Source organism: Citrobacter sp. Cpo109, assembly GCF_030332565.1.
Lineage (GTDB): Bacteria > Pseudomonadota > Gammaproteobacteria > Enterobacterales > Enterobacteriaceae > Citrobacter > Citrobacter portucalensis.
This window is the reverse complement of record NZ_JAOWHQ010000051.1, coordinates 23,586-45,166: the sequence shown is the minus strand read 5'-3', so window position 1 is coordinate 45,166 and position 21,581 is coordinate 23,586. Positions and strand designations below refer to the sequence as shown.

Sequence of the window (21,581 nt, the reverse complement as noted above, 5' to 3'; positions counted from 1 at the left end):
TTACCTGTAGGCCGGATAAGATGTTTACACCACCATCTGGCAATCCGTATTACTTACGCGTAAACCGGGAAACGTGCACAGATATCGAGCACTTTACCTTTGACGCGCTCGATAACAGCTTCGTCATTGATGTTGTCCAGAACGTCACACATCCAGCCAGCCAGCTCTTTCACTTCAGCTTCTTTAAAGCCACGGCGAGTCACAGCCGGAGAACCGATACGGATACCGGAAGTCACAAACGGGCTCTTCGGATCGTTCGGTACGCTGTTTTTGTTAACGGTGATGTTAGCACGGCCCAGCGCGGCGTCAGCTTCTTTACCGGTCAGGTTTTTATCAACCAGATCCAGCAGGAACAGGTGGTTTTCAGTACCGCCAGAAACCACTTTGTAGCCACGGTTCAGGAACACTTCCACCATCGCTTTGGCGTTTTTGGCAACCTGCTGTTGGTAAACCTTGAACTCAGGCTCCATCGCTTCTTTCAGCGCCACAGCTTTCGCCGCGATCACGTGCATCAGTGGGCCGCCCTGCGCGCTTGGGAACACAGCGGAGTTCAGTTTTTTGTACAGCTCTTCGTCACCGCCTTTCGCCAGGATCAGGCCACCGCGCGGACCCGCCAGGGTTTTGTGGGTAGTGGTGGTCACAACGTGTGCGTGTGGAACCGGGTTCGGATAAACGCCCGCGGCAATCAGACCCGCAACGTGCGCCATATCGACGAACAGGTATGCACCGATGCTGTCGGCGATTTCGCGCATTTTTGCCCAGTCAACAACGCCGGAGTAAGCAGAGAAGCCACCGATGATCATCTTCGGTTTGTGCTCTTTGGCCTGCTTCGCCATGTCTTCGTAGTCAATTTTGCCGGACTCATCAATACCGTAAGGGATGATGTTGTACAGTTTGCCGGAGAAGTTAACCGGGGAGCCGTGAGTCAGGTGGCCGCCTTGTGCCAGGTTCATACCCAGAACGGTATCGCCCGGTTGCAGCAGAGCGGTGTAAACAGCGAAGTTAGCCTGAGAACCAGAGTGCGGCTGTACGTTAGCGTAGTCAGCGCCAAACAGCTCTTTTGCACGATCGATAGCCAGTTGCTCAACGATATCAACGTACTCGCAACCGCCGTAGTAGCGCTTGCCCGGATAACCTTCAGCGTATTTGTTGGTCAGCTGAGAACCCTGCGCCTGCATAACACGCGGGCTGGTGTAGTTTTCGGAGGCGATCAGTTCGATGTGCTCTTCCTGACGTACTTTTTCCTGCTCCATAGCCTGCCACAGTTCGGCATCATAATCGGCAATGTTCATTTCACGCTTTAACATCCGCATCTCCTGACTCAGCTAACAATAGAATTTCGGCCTAAAAAGGCAGTCCCGTTGGACGACGGCGAACAGTATAACCGAATCATTCTTCGATAACAGGTCTTGACAAAGGATTTTACGCAAACGATTACCTTCACGGTACGCAAGGCTTTGGAGAACAAAGGTCTGCTGAATTTCAACGGATTTCTTTTCAGGTTTGTGATGCAGATTTTTCACGATGTAACCTTTACAACGCAAAGTTACAAAGAACCATTTACAATGCAGGGTTATTTTTTATAAGATGTATTTGACATACATCATTAAAGTCTCAGATAAAGGAAGACCGTATGCTTGACGCACAAACCATCGCTACAGTGAAAGCCACCATTCCCCTGCTGGTTGAAACAGGCCCGAAGCTGACCGCCCATTTCTACGACCGCATGTTTACGCATAACCCAGAGCTGAAAGAAATCTTCAACATGAGTAATCAGCGTAATGGCGATCAGCGTGAAGCGCTGTTTAATGCTATTGCCGCGTATGCCAGCAATATCGAAAATCTGGCGGCACTGTTGCCGGCTGTTGAGAAAATCGCACAGAAGCATACCAGCTTCCAGATTAAACCCGAGCAGTACAACATCGTGGGTGGCCATTTACTGGCAACGCTGGACGAAATGTTCAGCCCAGGCCAGGAAGTTCTGGATGCATGGGGCAAAGCATACGGCGTGCTGGCGAACGTTTTCATCAACCGTGAAGCGCAGATTTACAGCGAAAATGCCAATAAAAATGGCGGCTGGGAAGGTACCCGTCCTTTCCGCATCGTGGCAAAAACCCCACGTAGTGCACTTATCACCAGCTTTGAATTTGAACCTGTCGATGGTGGCGCAGTGGCTGAATATCATCCGGGGCAATACCTGGGCGTCTGGTTAAAGCCGGAAGGTTTCCCGCATCAGGAAATTCGTCAGTACTCACTGACCCGTAAACCCGATGGCAAAGGCTACCGTATTGCGGTTAAGCGTGAAGACGGTGGTCAGGTTTCAACCTGGCTGCACAACCATGCGAATGTTGGCGACGTTGTTCACCTGGCCGCACCTGCGGGCGATTTCTTTATGGACGTCGCGACCGACACCCCGGTATCTCTGATCTCCGCGGGCGTGGGACAAACCCCAATGCTGGCGATGCTGGATACGCTGGCAAAAGCGAAGCATACGGCGCAGGTTAACTGGTTCCACGCGGCAGAAAATGGTGACGTGCATGCCTTCGCTGATGAAGTCAATGAACTCGGCAAAACGCTGCCACGCTTTAGCGCACACACCTGGTATCGTGAGCCAACCGAAGTCGATCGCGCGAAAGGTGCGTTTGATAGCGTAGGTCTGATGGATTTGAACAAACTGGAAAGCGCAATTAGCGATCCGGCGATGCAGTTTTATCTGTGCGGTCCGGTTGGTTTCATGCAGTTCGCCGCGAAGCAGCTGGTCGGGCTGGGCGTGAAAAACGAGAACATTCATTACGAATGCTTCGGTCCACACAAAGTCTTGTAATGTGTTACGCGAGTAGGCCGGATAAGGCGTTTACGCCGCCATCCGGCAATCACTCGACCTGATGCGCTACGTTTATCAGGCCTACAAATTAACGGCGCGGCTTAGATTGCCGCGTCGTCTTCTTCACCGGTACGAATACGAATAACGCGTGCCACGTCGAAGACAAAAATCTTACCGTCGCCGATCTTGCCGGTCTGGGCAGTACGGATAATGGTGTCGACGCAGGTATCGACGATGTCGTCGGTAACCACAATTTCAATTTTTACCTTCGGCAGAAAATCCACCATATATTCCGCACCACGGTACAGCTCGGTATGGCCTTTCTGACGGCCAAACCCTTTCACTTCTGTCACAGTCATACCGGTAATGCCGACTTCTGCCAGCGCTTCGCGGACGTCGTCCAGCTTGAAGGGTTTAATAATCGCATCAATCTTTTTCATGCTATTCCTTGAAAAGGTCGCCTGTCTTTTGATCGAATAAAGCTAACATAATCCGCAGATTTATTCTTTGAAATCGTTTGCATCCAGCTCGTGCCGAGAAAGCAATTTATAGAATTCGGTGCGGTTGCGCCCCGCCATTCTTGCTGCATGGGTCACATTGCCCTTGGTGATTTGCAGCAGCTTACGCAAATAGTTGAGCTCAAACTGGTTACGCGCCTCAACAAAGGTCGGCAGCGCGGTGTTTTCCCCTTCCAGCGCCTGCTCCACCAGCGCGTCGCTGATCACCGGCGAAGAGGTCAACGCCACGCACTGCTCAATCACGTTGACCAGCTGACGCACGTTGCCCGGCCAGCTGGCGGTCATTAACCGCTTCATGGCATCGGTTGAAAAGGCGCGTACGAACGGTTTGTGCCGTTCAGCAGACTGGCGCAGCAGATGGTTCGCCAGCAGCGGAATATCTTCCGTACGCTCGGCCAGCGCAGGGATCTTCAGGCTCACCACGTTGAGGCGATAGTACAAATCCTCGCGAAATTCACCCCGAGCCATCGCTTTGGGTAAATCGCGGTGGGTCGCAGAAACGATCCGCACATCAATGTCGATATCGCGGTTACTGCCCAACGGTCTGACTTTTCGTTCCTGCAATACGCGCAGCAGTTTCACCTGTAACGGCGCAGGCATATCGCCAATCTCATCGAGAAACAGCGTGCCGCCTTCCGCGGCCTGAAACAGCCCTTCACGATTGCTCACCGCACCGGTAAAAGCCCCCCGTGCATGACCAAACAGTTCTGATTCCAGCAGTTGTTCCGGCAACGCACCGCAGTTAATGGCAATGAAAGGTTTTTGGCTGCGTGGGCTGGCGTTGTGAATAGCCTGAGCGAAAACTTCTTTCCCGGTTCCGCTTTGGCCGTTAATCAAGACGCTAACGTCCGATTGCGCCACCATCCGCGCCTGTTCCAGCAGGCGTAGCATCAGCGGGCTGCGGGTAACGATAGATTCGCGCCAGCTGTCATCGGTGGCGGGCGCAGACTGTTCCAGCGCCCCGTCAATCGCGTGATACAACGCGTCCTTGTCGACTGGCTTAGTGAGAAAACTGAACACCCCTTGCTGGGTCGCCGCAACGGCGTCCGGGATGGAGCCGTGGGCGGTCAGGATAATCACCGGCATTCCAGGCTGTACTTTCTGGATTTCAGTAAACAGCTGCATGCCATCCATTTCATCCATGCGCAGATCGCTAATAACCAGATCCACTTTTTCACGGTTCAGCACCCGTAACCCTTCCTGCCCACTTTCCGCGGTCACGACGCTGTAGCCTTCGCTGGTCAGTCGCATTCCAAGTAATTTCAACAGGCCCGGATCGTCATCCACCAGCAGCAGATTCGCGGGCTTACGGCTTATCATGGCGTAACCTCATCGGCAGACGGCGCTGCGCCTTCTTCGTTATCAGGCGTAGTGAGTTTATCGTTCCCGTGCAGCGCATCAGGATTGTAGTTACCGCCAGGTTTGCGCGTAGAAAGCTGGCGCTCAATATCGGTCAGATTCTCCAGCTTGCGGGTCGTGAGATCGAGCTGGGACTGCAAATGCTGCTGTTGTTGGCGCAGCGTATCGAGATCGCTGTCGGACGCCTGCTGGAGTTTACTGTAGCGCATACGCTCTTCGGCAAGCTGCAACTGCAACGTTTGGCTGCTGCGCCAGACTTGATACAGCGGGCGTACCTGCGGCGGAATTTGCGGGCTTAACGCATCGAGGCGCGTAACAGCTTCCCGCCTTTCAGGCGGCGTAATGTTGGCATTATCGAGCAGGATCCCACGCCTGAAAGCGCCCTGCCAGGTATCTGTCATCAGGGTGCTGGCTTCACTACGCGCCTGCACCGTCATCAGGCGATTGGCACAATCCATCGCCCGCAGCCAGTACAACGGATTGGTTTCTGTAGACTGGCCAGACAGCGACCAGATATCCGTACAGTCGGTTGCAAGGTAGTCTGCCAGTTGATTAGGCGGAATTTTCTCCTGCGAGGGATCGCCGATAATATGATTCACCGCGTTCGGGACACAACCAACCAGCGCCAGGCACGGCAGGCTTGCGAGGATGACGCGACGAAGAAAATGTCGTTTAAGCATTCGGACAACAACGTATGGCATACTCACCAGACTTAGGTTTATTTTAGTGATTTTTCGCAGCAGCTAGCGGCAGTTCTATGCGAAAACAAACGTTTTGCGCATGGTCATCAACCAGATACAGCTTGCCCCGCATACGGCGGATGCAATCTCTGGCAATGCTTAGCCCCAACCCGCTTCCTTTTACCGCCCCTTTTCGCTGATGACTCCCCTGGAAAAAAGGCTCGAAGATCATGGTCTGTTCTGCTTCTGGAATCGGTGTGCCGGTATTCATTACATCGATGTATACCGTTGAGCCATGCAAACTGCTGCGGATCCAAATGTTACCGGATTCAGCACCATAGTGCACCGCATTGGAATAAAGATTGTCCAGCACGCTCATCAACAGCATCGGTTCTGCCAGGCAGGTGTTCACCGCAAGCGCAACATCAGTATGTATCATTTTGGCGCGAGCGGGCAGGCTATGCGCAGAAACAACGCTTTCCACCAGCGGCGTGATTTCCACACTTTCAAGTTCCACCTCGTCATCAGCCAGCTTACGGTTGTAATCAAGGAGTTGTTCAATCAGCTTTTGCAGGTTGCGGCTGCTGTCATCCAGAATACCGACCACCTCTTTTTGCTCCGCTGTTAACGGGCCAACCACCTGATCGGCCAACAATTCGGTACCTTCGCGCATGCTCGCCAGCGGTGTTTTCAGCTCATGGGAAAGATGGCGTAAAAACTGATGCCGTTGCGACTCAAGCCAGGAGAGGCGTTCGCTTAACCAGATGATACGCTGCCCCACGGATCTCAATTCCCGTGGCCCGGTAAATAATACGCTATCCCCCAGCGAGCGCCCTTCTCCCAGACAGTTGATCATCCGTTCAATGCCCTTCACCGGACCGATAATCATGCGGGTAAACAGCAAGACCATCGCCAGGCTGACGAGAAACAGCACCAGTGCCTGCCAGCCAAAAAACTGCCCACGTTCGGCTATTTCCTGCTGTAACTGCTGCCCACGAGAAAAGATCACGGTACGCGTCGCTTGCACCATCTCGGTATTGGCATTGGCGAATGCTTCCAGTCGTGCAGCCGACACACTGTCAGGACCACTGTTTTTACACTGCAACTGCGCGAGATCGTTAAGATCCTGACGCAACGCCTGGTAGAGCTTGGTATCCGGCAACACCCCCGCATGCGCATCCAGCATGTCGCTGTAGCGTTTACGCTGGCTTTGGTAGACCCTGGCCAATGTTGGGTCATCAAGCACGCAGTATTGCCGATAGCTGCGCTCCATCTCCAGCGCGACGTTGGTCATCGCCTCGCTGCGTCTGGCATCAATCAGCGTGGTGCGGTTGGTCAGCGCAGCCTGCGCGCTCAGGGCATTCAGACTTTGCCATGCCTGCCAGGCCAGAACTAACAACGGCAGCAGGATAAGCAAGAAGGCCAACGTCACCAATTGACGTAAAGATCGGGGAAAAACTGACCAGCGCTTCAAGGCGTTACTCTCAATGGACAGGAATAGATTGATGCTAACTGAGGGGAACGCCAGATACAACAAAGCCGGGATTAACCCGGCTTTGTTATGGAATAAGGCGGTGCCTAACTCGACGTTTCGCCCGGAGGTTGATATGAGCAATGCTAATATCAGATGTTGGACGGCAGGCACCTTGTTGTGCGTCATTCGAAGTTTATGTAGCACGTCCCGAAGGGGCTGACATAAGAAGGTGAATGAGCCACTGGTTAATATTATGCAGCATCTGTGCCAATATTCAAAACACTTTATTAACACAATGATAAGTATGAAAAATATTATTATTTTCACAAATAACAATTCTGGCTGTTTTTTGCTCTCTCTGTCGCCAATAAGCAACACTTGCAGCACTTAAAAACAAATCCCCATTAAATCAAATAATTAAACGTCTCTTTTTGACGACACCACAACCCTATCCATGTCGGCATTTCCCGACACTTTACTTTTAGGTGCAAGCGCTGAGTTTATTGCCGGATGGCGGCGTGAACGCCTTATCCGGCCTACAACCGCATTTTCCCTGTAGGCCTGATAAGCGTAGCGTCATCAGGCGGGTTCCATCCTGCAGACAAAAAAAAGCCCCTCGCGAAGAGGGGCTTGATGACTATTGCGCGAATTAACCGAGCTGTTTACGCGCGTTGCGGAAAATACGCATCCACGGGCTATCCTCGCCCCAGTTTTCCGGGTGCCAGGAGTTGCTCACGGTACGGAACACACGTTCCGGGTGCGGCATCATAATGGTGACGCGACCATTTTCAGTGGTCACTGCAGTAATACCGTTCGGGGAACCGTTCGGGTTAGCCGGATAGGCCTCGGTCACCTTACCAAAGTTATCAACATAGCGCAGCGCCACCAGACCTTTGCTCTCAAGCTGAGCCAGATGCGCACCGTCACGCACTTCCACACGACCTTCACCGTGAGAAACGGCAATCGGCATCATCGACCCCACCATATCGGCAAGCAGCAAAGACGGGCTTTGCGTCACTTCGACCAAGCTGAAGCGGGCTTCAAAGCGGTCAGAGTGGTTACGCACAAAGCGCGGCCACAGGTCACTTCCCGGGATCAGCTCACGCAGGTTAGACATCATCTGACAACCGTTACACACGCCGAGAGCCAGCGTTTGCGGGCGATGGAAGAAGGTTTCGAACTCATCACGGACGCGGTTGTTGAACAGAATCGACTTCGCCCAACCTTCCCCAGCGCCAAGCACATCGCCGTAAGAGAAACCGCCGCAGGCCACCAGCGCCTGGAAATTACCCAGGCCGATACGTCCGCCCAGCAGGTCGCTCATGTGCACATCGATGGCGTCGAAACCCGCACGGTGGAAGGCGGCTGCCATCTCAACGTGGGAGTTCACACCCTGCTCACGCAGTACGGCCACTTTGGGACGCGCACCGGTGGCGATGTACGGAGCGGCAACATCTTCGTTGATATCAAACGACAGTTTAACGTTGAGACCAGGGTCCGCATCGTTAGTTTTAGCGTCGTGTTCCTGATCGGCACATTCCGGGTTGTCACGCAGACGCTGCATCTGCCAGGTGGTTTCCGCCCACCACATACGCAGGGTAGTACGGCTTTCGCTAAACACCGGCTGGTCGTTAGCGGTCAGGTTGAAGCGGTCGCCTTCAACGGCTTTACCGAGGAAGTGTACGCAGTCTGCCAGGCCGTGGGCAGCCAGAATCGCTTCCACCGCCTCACGTTCAGCAGCACGAACCTGAATCACCGCACCCAGTTCTTCGTTAAACAGCGCCGCCAGACGATCTTCACCCAGAGAGTGGATATCAGCGTCAATACCGCAGTGACCGGCGAAGGCCATTTCCGCCAGCGTAACCAGCAGACCGCCGTCAGAACGGTCATGATAGGCCAGCAGCTTACGCGCAGCGACCAGCGCCTGAATCGCATCGTAGAAGCCTTTCAGTTGCTCAACGTTACGCACGTCGGCAGGCTTATCACCCAGTTGACGGTAAACCTGCGCCAGCGACGTAGCGCCCAGCGCATTGTGACCAAGACCGAGGTCAATCAGCAGCAGGGCGTTGTCTTCAGTAGAGAGCTGCGGGGTAATAGTGTGGCGCACATCTTCCACGCGGGCAAAGGCGGTGATCACCAGCGACAGTGGCGAGGTCATTTCACGCTGCTCGTTACCTTCCTGCCAGCGGGTTTTCATCGACATAGAGTCTTTGCCCACTGGAATGGTCAGGCCGAGCGCCGGGCATAGCTCTTCCCCGACGGCTTTTACTGCTTCGTACAGGCCAGCATCTTCACCAGGGTGACCCGCAGCCGCCATCCAGTTTGCCGACAGCTTAATACGTTTGATGTTGCCAATCTGCGTTGCCGCAATGTTGGTCAGCGCTTCACCGACAGCCAGACGCGCAGAGGCAGAGAAGTCCAGTAGCGCAACCGGCGCGCGCTCGCCGATAGACATCGCTTCGCCGTAGTAGCTATCGAGGCTTGCGGTAGTGACCGCGCAGTTGGCGACCGGGATCTGCCATGGACCAACCATCTGGTCACGCGCAACCATACCGGTAACGGTACGGTCACCGATGGTCACGAGGAACGTTTTCTCCGCGACAGTCGGCAGATGCAGCACGCGGTTAACCGCATCTGCAATCGAGATTTCGTCACGATTCAGGGCATCGCCTTTGGCTTTCAGCGTCTGCACATCGCGGGTCATTTTCGGTGTTTTACCCAGCAGCACATCGAGCGGCATGTCGATCGGCTGGTTGTCGAAGTGGCTGTCGCTCAAGGTCAGATGCTGTTCTTCGGTAGCTTCACCAATCACCGCATACGGCGCGCGCTCGCGCTTACACAGTTCGTCAAACAGCGGCAATTGATCGGCAGCAACCGCCAGCACGTAGCGTTCCTGGGATTCGTTACACCAGATTTCCAGCGGACTCATACCCGGCTCGTCGCTGAGGATATCGCGCAGCTGGAACTTACCGCCGCGACCGCCATCGCTTACCAGCTCCGGCATAGCGTTAGACAGTCCACCCGCGCCAACGTCATGGATAAACAGAATCGGGTTCGCATCACCCATCTGCCAGCAACGGTCGATAACTTCCTGGCAACGACGTTCCATTTCCGGGTTGTCACGCTGTACGGAAGCGAAATCAAGATCGGCATCAGACTGGCCGGAAGCCATAGAGGAGGCTGCCCCGCCGCCAAGACCGATGTTCATCGCCGGGCCGCCGAGGACGATAAGCTTAGCGCCAACGACGATCTCGCCCTTCTGTACGTGATCGGCACGGATGTTACCGATCCCGCCTGCCAGCATGATCGGTTTATGGTAACCGCGCAGCTCTTCGCCGTTGTGGCTGTTGACCTTTTCTTCATAGGTACGGAAGTATCCGGTCAGCGCCGGACGACCAAATTCGTTGTTAAACGCCGCGCCGCCCAGCGGGCCTTCGGTCATGATATCAAGCGCGGTAACAATACGGTCCGGCTTACCGAAGTCTTCCTCCCACGGCTGTTCAAAGCCAGGAATACGCAGGTTGGAAACGGAGAAACCCACCAGCCCGGCTTTCGGTTTTGCACCGCGACCGGTTGCGCCTTCATCGCGGATTTCGCCGCCGGAGCCGGTTGCCGCACCCGGCCACGGAGAGATGGCCGTCGGGTGGTTGTGAGTTTCAACCTTCATCAGGATGTGGGCTGGTTCCTGATGGAAATCGTAGCGGCCGGTTTTGTGGTCGGCAAAATAGCGGCCCACTTCAGAGCCTTCCATTACCGCAGCGTTGTCTTTATAGGCAGACAGCACGTGGTCCGGCGTGGTTTCGAAGGTATTCTTGATCATCTTGAACAGCGACTTCGGCTGCTGTTTACCATCGATAACCCAGTCGGCGTTAAAAATCTTGTGGCGGCAGTGCTCAGAGTTGGCCTGCGCAAACATGTATAGTTCAATATCGTTCGGGTTACGTCCCAGTTTGGTGAACGCATCCTGCAGATAGTCAATTTCGTCTTCCGCCAGCGCCAGACCCAGACGCAGGTTAGCGTCGATCAGCGCCTGACGCCCCTCACCCAGTAGATCAACGCTGGAGACCGGCGCCGGTTGGTGATGGGCAAACAGTTTTTCGGCATCGTTCAGTGAAGAGAAAACCGTTTCCATCATGCGATCGTGCAGTTCGTCGGCCACCATCTGCCATTGCTCAGCGGTCAGCGTGGAGGCTTCTACATACCAGGCAATGCCACGTTCCAGGCGGCTAATCTGGTGCAGACCGCAGTTGTGGGCAATATCAGTCGCTTTAGAAGACCACGGGGAGATGGTGCCTGGGCGAGGCGTAACCAGCAGCAGTTTGCCTTCCGGGGCGTGGCTTTGCAGAGCAGGACCATATTTCAGCAAGCGTGCAAGCTGCGCGTGCTCATCTTCATTTAACGGTGCATTCAGATCGGCGAAATGGACGTACTCGGCGTAAATGTTGTGGACCTGGAGGTTGGCAGCCTGAAAACGTGCCAGCAGTTTGTTAATACGGAATGCAGACAGTGCAGGTGAACCACGCAGAATTTCCATCATAAGTCTCTCGTCTTCTAAGCTTTCGGTGTGCCCAAGTGGGGAAACGGGCGTCATTATAAAGAATCTACCGCGCCGACGAAACCGTTTGCGTCGAAATAAAATCACGACCGTCACTTATCATCAAATGCGGTCAGATTTCTGAATAAGTTGCCAACTGACGCAAGTTTAAGCAAAATGCCGTTCATTAATGACGACTTCACTTCTTAATCAACACCACAGCAGACAGAGACAACGTACGGTTCAGAGAATTAACTAATTGAAAAAATTAAAGATTAATTATCTGTTCATCGGCATATTGACGCTGTTGTTGGCAGCGGCCCTTTGGCCATCTATCCCCTGGTTCGGTAAAGCCGAAAATCGTATCGCCGCCATTCAGTCGCGGGGAGAGCTGCGCGTCAGTACCATTGATTCGCCATTAACTTACGCGACCCTCAACGGCAAAAAATTCGGTCTGGATTATGAACTGGCCCAGGAATTTGCCGACTACTTAGGCGTGAAGTTAAAAGTTACCGTACGCCAGAACATCAGCCAGCTTTTTGACGACCTGGATAACGGCAATGCCGACCTGTTAGCCGCAGGTCTGGTCTATAACAGCGAGCGGGTGAAAAATTACCAGCCAGGCCCGACCTATTATTCGGTTTCACAACAGCTGGTGTACCGGGTTGGGCAATACCGCCCGCGCACGCTTGCCACCGTGAACGAAAACCAACTGACTATCGCCCCGGGGCACGTGGTGGTTAATGACCTCCAGCAGCTAAAAGAGAAAAAATTTCCCGATCTGAGCTGGAAAGTCGATGACAAAAAGGGCACCACCGAACTGCTTGATGATGTAATCGCCGGAAAGCTGGATTACACCATTGCCGATTCTGTCGCCATCAGCTTATATCAACGCGTGCATCCTGAGCTGGCCGTAGCGCTCGACGTCTCTGACGAACAACCGGTGACCTGGTTTAGTCGGCTGGACGATGACAACACGCTATCTGCCGCCCTACTGGATTTCTTCAACACCATGAATGAAGACGGTTCTCTGGCACGGCTGGAAGAGAAATATCTCGGGCATGGCGATGATTTTGACTATGTCGATACCCGCTCCTTTTTGCGCGCCGTAGACAGCGTGTTGCCGGACCTCAAGCCGCTGTTTGAGAAATATGCGCAAGAGATAGACTGGCGACTGCTGGCCGCTATCTCATATCAGGAGTCACACTGGGATGCGCAGGCCACCTCTCCAACCGGCGTACGCGGGCTGATGATGCTGACCAAAAATACCGCTCAGAGTCTTGGGCTGACCGACCGTACCGATGCCGAACAAAGCATCAGCGGCGGCGCGCGATATTTGCAGGACATGATGAGCAAAGTACCGGATACCGTCCCCGAAGGAGAACGCATCTGGTTTGCGCTTGCAGCCTACAATATGGGTTATGCGCACATGCTGGACGCACGGGCGCTGACGGTGAAAACCAAAGGCAATCCGAACAGTTGGTCCGACGTAAAACAGCGACTACCGCTGCTTAGCCAAAAGCCGTATTACAATAAGTTGACCTATGGTTATGCGCGTGGCCATGAAGCCTACGCCTATGTGGAAAACATCCGTAAATACCAGATTAGCCTGGTGGGATATCTGCAAGAGAAAGAAAAACAGGCGCTAGAAACGCAGCAACTGGCGCAGGATTACCCGGCGGTGACGCCCGCAGAGCTAATAGGTAAAGATGAATTCCCGCTTTCGGCGTTTCTGTCTCAGACGTCGTCAAACTACCTGACGCACTCCCCTTCCCTGCTGTTTTCACCGCATAAAAAAGAGGAGAAGTAGTCTTGTACGCCTGATAAGCGCAGCACCATCAGGCTGAGAGTTACTGATTAGCGGATTTTTTCAGGGCCTTAATTTCCTGCCGGCGCATGCGGAAGAAATCACTGAGCAGCGTGGCGCATTCATCCCGCAGTACCCCTTCGGTCACTTCAACCCGATGATTCATTCCAGGGTGATGCAGCACATCCATTAATGACCCTGCAGCCCCGGTTTTCGCATCGCGCGCGCCAAAAACGACCCGACCGATACGGCTGTGCACCATCGCGCCAGCGCACATCACGCACGGTTCCAGAGTGACGTACAGCGTGGCATCTAACAGGCGGTAGTTTTGCAGCACCAGGCCGCCCTGACGCAGCGCCATAATCTCAGCATGAGCAGTCGGATCATGATGACCTATCGGGCGGTTCCAGCCTTCGCCAATCACTCGGTTGTTATGTACCAATACCGCACCCACCGGGACTTCACGCTCATCCCAGGCGCGCTTAGCCAGCGTTAAAGCATGACGCATCCAGTATTCGTGGCTAAATTCAACATCTGACAAAGGGGTAACTCCAGTAATCAAAGCGGGCGCATTATACACGTCATACTTCAAATTGCATGTGCGTTGGCTATTCGAGTTGCTGAAGCTCTCCGCGCGGCGTGACGCGCCAGCGATGCTGGCAAAAAGAGAGCAGCGGATTGTCCTGATTACTGTCACTATAGCCACTGTAAAGCTGTAGCGGCGCGCCAATGTGGCGTTCCAGTTGTGTCACTTTCTCATGGCCCAGACAGCGCAGAGTCAGTACCCAGCCGCCGTATCCCCGCGCCATTTTGCTGGCAATCAGATTGACTCGCGGTAGCCATGGAGTATCAAAGTAAACCTGCTCGACCAGTGACTGTGGAGAGCCGGTAATAAGCCAGATATCAGCGTCAGAGCTTAACAGGTAGGTTGTCAGCCGCTGCTGCACGAGCGGAAACGCCGTCACGTTACTGCGAAACCAGCGCACAAAGTCGGCCTGATGCGCTTTCAGACACGCCTCGCTGCGGCCAAAAGTGCATCCCCATAACAGCAGGCTCATTGGCCAGCGGGCGGCACGTCCTTTTATCAGCAACGCCAGCGCAATCACCGGTAACAGAGGCAGCACAAGCAACGCGTTCAGCGGCTGGCGACGCAGCAGATAACGAATAAAACTACCGAACATATCCTGCTGGTGTAACGTGCCATCCAAATCAAAAAAGACAACGCGGCGCTGGTGATTGGTCAAACCTTATTCCTCTGGATCAGTGAATCCCAATAGCCAGGTAAACAAGAACCCGGCGATAACTGCTACCAGATAGCCTAACAGATAGAACATCACTTTTCCGGCAACAATCGTCAGTGCCAGCGGTAATCCGGAGATGCCAAAGGTGATGACCGTCGCCACCTTCCAGTAGCTAATCAGCGCCCCACCTACCGCGCCGCCAAGACAGGCACCGATAAACGGCTTACCCAACGGCAGCGTTACGCCAAAAATCAGCGGCTCGCCAATCCCCAGCAGTCCGACCGGTAGCGCCCCTTTGATCACTTTCTTTAGCCGCGCATTGCGGGTTTTCATCAAAACCGCAATCGCAGCACCTATTTGCCCAACGCCCGCCATCGCCAGGATCGGAAAGAGCGCGTTATAACCGTGCGCCTGGACCAGTTCAACATGGATGGGCACCAATCCCTGATGAAGCCCGGTAAGTACCAACGGCAGGAAGGTTCCCGCCAGCACGGCACCGACCAGAAAACCGCCGCGATCGATAGCCCAGGATGCGCCGTGAGCGATAGATTCAGAAATCCATCCGCCAAGCGGTTGCAGCGCCACAATCGCGATTACGCCGGTAATGATGGTGGTCAGCAGCGGGTTAAGGATAAGCTCCAGTGATTCTGGCAACAGCGCGCGGAATTTACGTTCGATCCAGCACATCAGCGCAACCACCAGCAATACCGCGATCACCCCACCGCGCCCCGGCTGCAACGCTTCGCCAAACAGGGTAATTTGCGCCAGCTGAGGGCTGGAGAGGATCCCCGCCATCACCCCGCCCATTGCCAGGGAACCACCGAAAACTTTGGCGGTATTCACCCCGACCAGAATATTCATAATGGCAAATACGGCGCTGCCAAATATGCCCATCAACCCCAGCATATTTGGATAGTGGGTCGCAAAATCCCCCACGATATCCGGGCGCTTAAGGATGTTAATAATGCCGGTAATCAAACCGGAGGCGATAAACGCCGGAATAAGAGGGATAAAGACGTTCGCCAGCTTACGCAGCGCATCGCTCATCGGCGCTTTGTACTTCGCTTTGGCCTCTGACTTGGTGCGCTCAATATCATTGGCACCTGCTCGCTCGCCGCCATCGGCAATCAGGGAACGCATGGCATCCACCACTTTGGCTGCTTTACCGGGACCGACAATAATCTGGTGCTGTGCGCCCTGCTTCACGTAGCCGCTAACGCCGGGCAGTTGCCTGAGGCGGGGAATATCGATCTGCCCGTCATCCTGAACTTCCACCCTGACACGGGTCATACAGTTTTCCAGACGCAGAATATTGTTCTCTCCGCCAACGCCCAGCAGGATGTCGCTGGCCAGCAACGCCGTCTTATCCATATACACCTCTTAGTGTTCTAACGCCGCGCGTAAAAAACCCTGGTGAGCGGCAAGTTTTTCGCGGGCGGCAGCAGCATCCAGGCCGGTGAGCGCCATTAATATAGCCGGCTTAACATCATAATCCGTCTGCTTCAGCAGCGTTTCAGCTTGAGCACGCGCAATGCCGGTGGCTTCAACCACCATACGGCACGCCCGATCGACCAGTTTGACGTTGGTTGCCTGCATATCCACCATCAGGTTCTGGTACACCTTGCCAAATTTCACCATCGCGCCGGTGGAGATCATATTGAGCACCAGCTTTTGCGCGGTGCCGGATTTCAGTCGTGTTGACCCGGTCAGCGCCTCTGGCCCCACCACCGGAGAAATGGCAATGTCCGCTTCATGCGCGATAGGGGAATCCGGATTGCATGAAATAGCCGCCGTCGTACAGCCCACCGAACGCGCATATTTCAACCCACCAATGACATACGGCGTACGACCAGAAGCAGCCAGCCCCACCACCAGATCCTGTGCGGTAAGATTAAGCGTACGCAGATCGTCTTCACCTAGCTGCGGGTTATCTTCTGCGCCTTCTACGGCCTTAAGCAGCGCACCCGGTCCCCCGGCAATCAGCCCAACCACCAGACCGTGCGGAACGCCGAAGGTTGGCGGGCATTCAGACGCGTCCAGCACCCCAAGACGCCCACTGGTACCTGCTCCCATGTAAATAATGCGTCCACCGGCTTTTAGCGCGTCAGCTGCCGCATCAACCGCGCGCGCAACTTCAGGAAGAGTTGCTTTTACTGCTTCAGCTACCAGCGTATCCTGTTGATTAAAACGATGAACCAACTCCAGAGTGGAGAGCGCATCCAGATCCATGGTCTGAGGATTGCGGGTTTCTGAAACTAACGCACCGAGATTCATTTTTTGTTCCTTAGGAATTTTTAATTCATAATAATCTGTCATAATGGAATATTATATTCACTAAGGCGAGTGATATTTTGTTTTGTAATCGCCATCACATTTTCGCCAGGAGAAAGCATGAACTGTTTAATTCGCATTCGTCAGCGTTATCCGGATCTCGCGCAAAGCGATAAAAAGCTTGCGGATTATCTTCTTGCTCAACCGGATGCTGCGCGTCACCTCAGTTCACAACAGCTGGCCTTTGAAGCGGGCGTCAGCCAGTCCAGCGTGGTGAAATTCGCGCAAAAGATGGGCTTTAAAGGATTCCCGGCACTCAAACTGGCGATTAGCGAAGCATTGGCCAGCAATCCCAATCCCCATTCCATTCCGGTACATAATCAGATTCGCGGTGACGACCCGATGCGAATGGTAGGCGAGAAACTGATTAAAGAGAACGTGGCGGCGATGCATGCGACGCTGGACGTCAACAGCGAAGAGAAACTGATGGAGAGCGTCACGATGCTGCGTTCAGCCCGCCGCATTATCGTGACCGGGATTGGCGCATCGGGTCTGGTGGCACAGAATTTTGCCTGGAAGCTGCTGAAGATTGGTTTTAACGCGGTGGTGGAACGCGATATGCACGCCCTACTGGCGACGGTGCAGGCGCTTTCGCCTAACGATCTACTGCTGGCCATTTCGTATACCGGAGAGCGTCGAGAGCTCAACCTGGCTGCGGATGAAACGTTGCGCACCGGCGCGAAAATCCTCGCCATCACCGGATTCACACCGAACGCCCTGCAGCAACGGGCAAGTCATTGTCTGTACACCATTGCCGAGGAGCAGGCCACGCGCAGCGCAGCGATTTCCTCCACCCATGCGCAAATGATGCTCACTGATTTACTGTTTATGGCGCTGGTGCAGCAGGATCTGGAGCATGCCCCGGAACGTATTCGCCACAGTGAGGCCCTGGTAAAAAAACTGGTCTGAGCAAAGAATGCGCGTATAATGCCCGCCCGATTTGTGATGTTTTGAGAGTTTCCTGATGGCCCTGTTAATCACTAAAAAGTGTATCAATTGCGATATGTGCGAGCCCGAATGCCCGAATGAGGCGATTTCGATGGGTGATAGCATTTACGAGATTAACAGCGATAAGTGTACGGAATGCGTAGGCCATTACGACACGCCAACCTGCCAGAAGGTGTGCCCTATTCCCAATACTATTTTGAAAGATCCGGCGCATGTCGAAACAGAAGAGCAGCTGTGGGATAAGTTTGTGCTGATGCACCACGCCGATAAACTTTAGCCGCGTCGCCATCTGGCGATGAAGCTCCTACCCTGCCCCTGCAACAAACGCATAACCCGTAGGCCGGATAAGACGCTACGCGTCGCCATCCGGCAACGTCCTGAATCTAACTTTCGATAATCACCGTGGCGCAGGCGTAGTGACGCTCATCGGCCAGCGTCACATGCATGTGCGCAACGCCGAGTTTTTCCGCCAGTTTTAACGCCTCTCCCCATAATCGCAGACGCGGCTTACCGAGTTCATCATTAAAGACTTCAAACTGATTAAACGCCAGCCCATTGCGAATACCCGTGCCAAAGGCTTTTGCTGCCGCCTCTTTGACTGCAAAACGCTTCGCCAGAAAACGCACCGGCTGCTGATGCGTTTCCCAGATTGCCCATTCGTTGTCGCTGAGCACACGTCTTGCCAGGCGGTCGCCGGAACGGGAGATCACCGCTTCGATGCGGGCAATCTCCACGATATCCGTACCTAATCCCAGAATCGCCATTAGCCACGCGCTTCCAGCATCAGGCGCTTCATTTCGACTACGGCCTCTTTCAGGCCGCTCATCACCGCACGTCCGATAATGGCATGGCCAATATTCAGCTCGTGCATTTCCGGGATCCGCGCGATAGCTTTAACGTTGTGATACGTCAGACCGTGACCCGCATTCACCTTCAGGCCAAGGCTTGCAGCAAAAGTCGCCGCTTTGGCGATACGCGCCAGTTCGCTGGCCTGTTCTGCGTCGGTTTTCGCATCGGCGTAACAGCCGGTGTGAATTTCAATAAACGGTGCGCCAACTTCCGCAGCGGCCTTAATCTGCTCTTCATCGGCATCGATAAACAGCGAAACCAGAATGCCTGCGTCCGCCAGACGTTTGCAGGCATCGCGCATCTTGTCACGCTGGCCGGCGACGTCCAGCCCACCTTCAGTGGTAACTTCCTGACGTTTTTCCGGCACCAGGCAGCAAAAATGCGGCTTAGTCTCAACGGCAATCGACAGCATCTCTTCGGTGACGGCCATTTCCAGATTCATGCGCGTATCCAGCGTCTGGCGCAAAATACGTACGTCACGGTCGGTGATATGACGACGGTCTTCACGCAGGTGTACGGTAATACCGTCCGCGCCCGCCTGTTCAACGATAAACGCTGCCTGAACCGGGTCCGGATATGCGGTACCGCGTGCATTACGTAAAGTGGCAATGTGGTCAATGTTGACGCCTAATAGTAATTCGGCCATGACAATCCTCGTTTTTTATTTTCGCTTCGGCATAAACTGCCGGAATAATTCGCGGCTCTTTAAGGGCTTACCACCAAGATACGGCTTTAACGCCATGCGGGTAAAGCGTTTCGCGGCGCGAAGCGTATCAGCATCCGGAAATTCCCGCGATTCGAGTGCTTTCAGATGGCGTCCGGTAAAGGTGGCGTTATCAATCACTACGCTGGCGATAAACCCTTTTTCTTCCCGGTAGCGATAGGTCATGGTGTCGTCTACCGGCTCGCCGCTGCCTGCACAGTGGGTAAAATCGACGCCATACCCCAGATGACCAAGTAAGGCCAGCTCAAAGCGACGCAACGCAGGTTCTGGCGAACCCGTGGCGCCAGCCAGCGCCTGAATACAGTTCAGGTAATCGAAAAAGAGTGCAGAAAAGCGGGTTTCGTATTCGAGTACGCGCGAGATAAGCTCGTTAATATACAAGCCGCTGTACAGCGTGATTCCGCTAAGGGGGAGTGCCAGAGAAACGGCTTCGGCGCTGCGCAAGGTTTTGACCTCGCCACGTCCACCAAAGCGAAGCAACAACGGGGTAAAAGGCTGGAGTGCGCCTTTAAGATTGGAGCGTTTGGAACGTGCGCCTTTAGCCACCAGGCGCACGCGACCCGACTCTTCCGTGAAGACATCCAGCACGAGACTGGTTTCGCTCCAGGGGCGACTATGCAGGACAAAAGCGCGTTGCCATCCTTCCATATACTCGCCGTGTTTCAGAAGATGTGTTTAGACGTCGTCGCCGTAACCGAGGCTACGCAGCGCGCGTTCGTCATCGGCCCAGCCGGATTTCACTTTCACCCACAGTTCGAGGTGAACGGGCGCTTCGAACATCTCCTGCATGTCTTTACGCGCTTCGATGCCGATGGTTTTAATCTTGGCCCCTTTGTTGCCAATAACCATCTTCTTCTGCCCTTCACGTTCGACGAGGATCAGGCCGTTAATGTCGTAGCCGCCGCGTTCGTTAGAGATAAAACGCTCAATCTCCACGGTAACGGAGTACGGCAGTTCAGCACCCAGAAAACGCATCAGCTTTTCACGGATGATTTCAGAGGCCATAAAGCGCTGAGAACGGTCGGTGATGTAATCTTCCGGGAAGTGATGAATAGCTTCCGGCAAATGCTTACGCACGATGCCCGCAACGGTATCGACATTCAAGCCGGTTTCGGCAGAAATCGGTACGATATCAAGGAAGTTCATCTGGCTTGCCAGGAACTGCAGGTGCGGCAGCAGATCGGCTTTTTCCTGAACGTTGTCGACTTTGTTGACGGCCAGAATAACCGGGGCTTTGCCATCACGCAGCTTGTTGAGCACCATTTCGTCGTCCGGCGTCCAGCGGGTGCCTTCGACAACGAAAATAACCAGTTCAACATCACCGATCGAGCTGCTCGCCGCTTTGTTCATCAGGCGGTTAATAGCCCGTTTTTCTTCCATATGCAGACCCGGGGTATCAACATAAATCGCCTGATACGCGCCTTCGGTATGGATGCCAACAATACGGTGACGTGTTGTCTGAGCCTTACGTGAGGTAATAGAAATCTTCTGCCCAAGCAGATTATTCAACAGGGTGGATTTGCCGACGTTCGGGCGACCGACGATAGCAATAAATCCGCAGTAGGTTTTCTCTTCGCTCATTCCAGCTCCAGTTTTTTCAACGCCTGTTCGGCGGCAGCCTGCTCAGCCTTACGACGGCTCGAACCTGTGCCAACCACCGGTTCACTCAGGCCGCTGACCTGGCAGTGGATAGTAAATTCTTGATCGTGCGCTTCACCACGGACCTGCACCACCAAATAAGACGGCAGAGGCAGGTGGCGACCCTGCAAATATTCCTGCAGGCGCGTTTTCGGATCTTTTTGTTTGTCGCCTGGGCTAATTTCATCCAGACGAGTTTGATACCAGTTAAGGATCAATTGCTCAACGGTTTGAATATCGCTGTCGAGGAAGACGCCGCCGATCAAAGCTTCAACGGTATCCGCCAGGATTGATTCACGACGGAAGCCGCCGCTTTTCAGCTCACCAGGCCCCAAACGTAAACATTCACCGAGGTCAAACTCACGGGCTAATTCTGCCAGCGTATTGCCGCGAACCAGCGTCGCGCGCATGCGACTCATATCACCTTCATCCACACGCGGGAAACGGTGATACAGCGCATTAGCGATAACAAAGCTCAAAATAGAGTCGCCTAAAAATTCTAAACGCTCGTTATGTTTGCTGCTGGCGCTCCGGTGAGTTAATGCCTGCTGCAACAGCTCCTGATGATTAAAAGTGTAGCCCAGCTTCCGTTGAAGCCGATTAATTACGATGGGGTTCATGCGATACCAATAAATGAATGCGTCAACAATTCAG

19 protein-coding genes are annotated in these 21,581 nt (G+C 54.0%); 4 read left to right on the top strand and 15 right to left on the bottom strand.

Annotated features, from left to right (window positions below; translation table 11 throughout):
- Nucleotides 1-53: 53 nt before the first annotated feature.
- On the bottom strand, nt 54-1,307 hold the full coding sequence (glyA, locus tag OGY71_RS06805; protein ID WP_003835277.1) for a serine hydroxymethyltransferase: 1,254 nt from the start codon (nt 1,305-1,307) through the stop codon (nt 54-56).
- A gap of 326 nt (nt 1,308-1,633) precedes the next feature.
- On the opposite strand from glyA, the gene hmpA reads away from it, so the two are divergent.
- Complete coding sequence (gene hmpA / locus OGY71_RS06800; RefSeq protein WP_003835279.1) at nt 1,634-2,824, top strand: NO-inducible flavohemoprotein; 1,191 nt, start codon at nt 1,634-1,636, stop codon at nt 2,822-2,824.
- Nucleotides 2,825-2,925: 101 nt separating this feature from the next.
- Here the strand turns inward: hmpA and glnB are convergent, their stop codons facing one another.
- The 5 genes from glnB to purL all read right to left on the bottom strand — a co-directional run bounded on the left by glnB (nt 2,926) and on the right by purL (nt 11,392).
- Nucleotides 2,926-3,264 carry a nitrogen regulatory protein P-II gene (glnB, locus tag OGY71_RS06795; protein WP_002914032.1) on the bottom strand — a complete coding sequence of 113 codons (339 nt, stop codon included), beginning with the start codon at nt 3,262-3,264 and terminating at the stop codon, nt 2,926-2,928.
- Between the two features lie 60 nt (nt 3,265-3,324).
- Complete coding sequence (gene glrR / locus OGY71_RS06790) at nt 3,325-4,659, bottom strand: two-component system response regulator GlrR (protein WP_323579570.1); 1,335 nt, start codon at nt 4,657-4,659, stop codon at nt 3,325-3,327.
- Complete coding sequence (qseG, locus tag OGY71_RS06785; RefSeq protein ID WP_191222275.1) at nt 4,659-5,402, bottom strand: two-component system QseEF-associated lipoprotein QseG; 744 nt, start codon at nt 5,400-5,402, stop codon at nt 4,659-4,661. Before qseG ends, glrR begins: the two co-directional genes overlap by 1 nt.
- 22 nt (nt 5,403-5,424) lie before the next feature.
- Nucleotides 5,425-6,855, bottom strand: a complete 1,431-nt coding sequence (qseE, locus tag OGY71_RS06780; protein ID WP_125112766.1) for a two component system sensor histidine kinase QseE/GlrK — start codon at nt 6,853-6,855, stop codon at nt 5,425-5,427.
- Between the two features lie 649 nt (nt 6,856-7,504).
- Nucleotides 7,505-11,392 (bottom strand): phosphoribosylformylglycinamidine synthase, encoded by a 3,888-nt coding sequence (purL, locus tag OGY71_RS06775; RefSeq protein ID WP_286613015.1) that lies wholly within the window; start codon nt 11,390-11,392, stop codon nt 7,505-7,507.
- 256 nt (nt 11,393-11,648) lie between these two features.
- Here purL and mltF point away from each other — a divergent pair, with 256 nt between their 5' ends.
- Nucleotides 11,649-13,199 carry a membrane-bound lytic murein transglycosylase MltF gene (gene mltF / locus OGY71_RS06770; protein ID WP_149335065.1) on the top strand — a complete coding sequence of 517 codons (1,551 nt, stop codon included), beginning with the start codon at nt 11,649-11,651 and terminating at the stop codon, nt 13,197-13,199.
- A 40-nt stretch (nt 13,200-13,239) separates the two neighbouring features.
- Here the strand turns inward: mltF and tadA are convergent, their stop codons facing one another.
- From tadA to murQ, 4 genes are read right to left on the bottom strand one after another with little or no spacing between them, the layout of a single operon-like run.
- Nucleotides 13,240-13,776: a tRNA adenosine(34) deaminase TadA gene (tadA, locus tag OGY71_RS06765; protein WP_071845284.1), complete on the bottom strand. Its 537-nt coding sequence runs from the start codon at nt 13,774-13,776 to the stop codon at nt 13,240-13,242.
- 28 nt (nt 13,777-13,804) lie between these two features.
- Complete coding sequence (gene yfhb / locus OGY71_RS06760) at nt 13,805-14,440, bottom strand: phosphatidylglycerophosphatase C (protein ID WP_003835313.1); 636 nt, start codon at nt 14,438-14,440, stop codon at nt 13,805-13,807.
- 3 nt (nt 14,441-14,443) lie between these two features.
- A complete protein-coding gene (locus OGY71_RS06755; protein WP_125112747.1) occupies nt 14,444-15,808 on the bottom strand; it encodes a PTS transporter subunit EIIC in 1,365 nt (454 codons plus the stop codon).
- A gap of 9 nt (nt 15,809-15,817) precedes the next feature.
- A complete protein-coding gene (gene murQ / locus OGY71_RS06750) occupies nt 15,818-16,711 on the bottom strand; it encodes an N-acetylmuramic acid 6-phosphate etherase (protein ID WP_003835317.1) in 894 nt (297 codons plus the stop codon).
- A 117-nt stretch (nt 16,712-16,828) separates the two neighbouring features.
- Here murQ and OGY71_RS06745 point away from each other — a divergent pair, with 117 nt between their 5' ends.
- Together OGY71_RS06745 and OGY71_RS06740 are read left to right on the top strand one after the other, a co-directional pair.
- Nucleotides 16,829-17,677, top strand: a complete 849-nt coding sequence (locus OGY71_RS06745; RefSeq protein ID WP_003835318.1) for a MurR/RpiR family transcriptional regulator — start codon at nt 16,829-16,831, stop codon at nt 17,675-17,677.
- Between the two features lie 55 nt (nt 17,678-17,732).
- Nucleotides 17,733-17,993 (top strand): YfhL family 4Fe-4S dicluster ferredoxin, encoded by a 261-nt coding sequence (locus tag OGY71_RS06740; RefSeq protein WP_003037590.1) that lies wholly within the window; start codon nt 17,733-17,735, stop codon nt 17,991-17,993.
- Between the two features lie 106 nt (nt 17,994-18,099).
- Here the strand turns inward: OGY71_RS06740 and acpS are convergent, their stop codons facing one another.
- From acpS to rnc, 5 genes are read right to left on the bottom strand one after another with little or no spacing between them, the layout of a single operon-like run.
- Nucleotides 18,100-18,480, bottom strand: a complete 381-nt coding sequence (acpS, locus tag OGY71_RS06735; protein ID WP_003037588.1) for a holo-ACP synthase — start codon at nt 18,478-18,480, stop codon at nt 18,100-18,102.
- Nucleotides 18,480-19,211, bottom strand: coding sequence for a pyridoxine 5'-phosphate synthase (gene pdxJ / locus OGY71_RS06730; protein WP_003835325.1), 732 nt, complete (start codon nt 19,209-19,211; stop codon nt 18,480-18,482). Before pdxJ ends, acpS begins: the two co-directional genes overlap by 1 nt.
- 15 nt (nt 19,212-19,226) lie before the next feature.
- Nucleotides 19,227-19,937 carry a DNA repair protein RecO gene (gene recO / locus OGY71_RS06725; RefSeq protein ID WP_008785495.1) on the bottom strand — a complete coding sequence of 237 codons (711 nt, stop codon included), beginning with the start codon at nt 19,935-19,937 and terminating at the stop codon, nt 19,227-19,229.
- 27 nt (nt 19,938-19,964) lie between these two features.
- A complete protein-coding gene (gene era / locus OGY71_RS06720; RefSeq protein ID WP_003037581.1) occupies nt 19,965-20,870 on the bottom strand; it encodes a GTPase Era in 906 nt (301 codons plus the stop codon).
- The gene (rnc, locus tag OGY71_RS06715; RefSeq protein ID WP_003037579.1) at nt 20,867-21,547 is read right to left on the bottom strand and encodes a ribonuclease III; all 681 of its coding nucleotides are present in this window, start codon (nt 21,545-21,547) and stop codon (nt 20,867-20,869) included. The genes era and rnc overlap by 4 nt, the downstream gene beginning before the upstream one ends.
- Between the last annotated feature and the right edge of the window lie 34 nt (nt 21,548-21,581).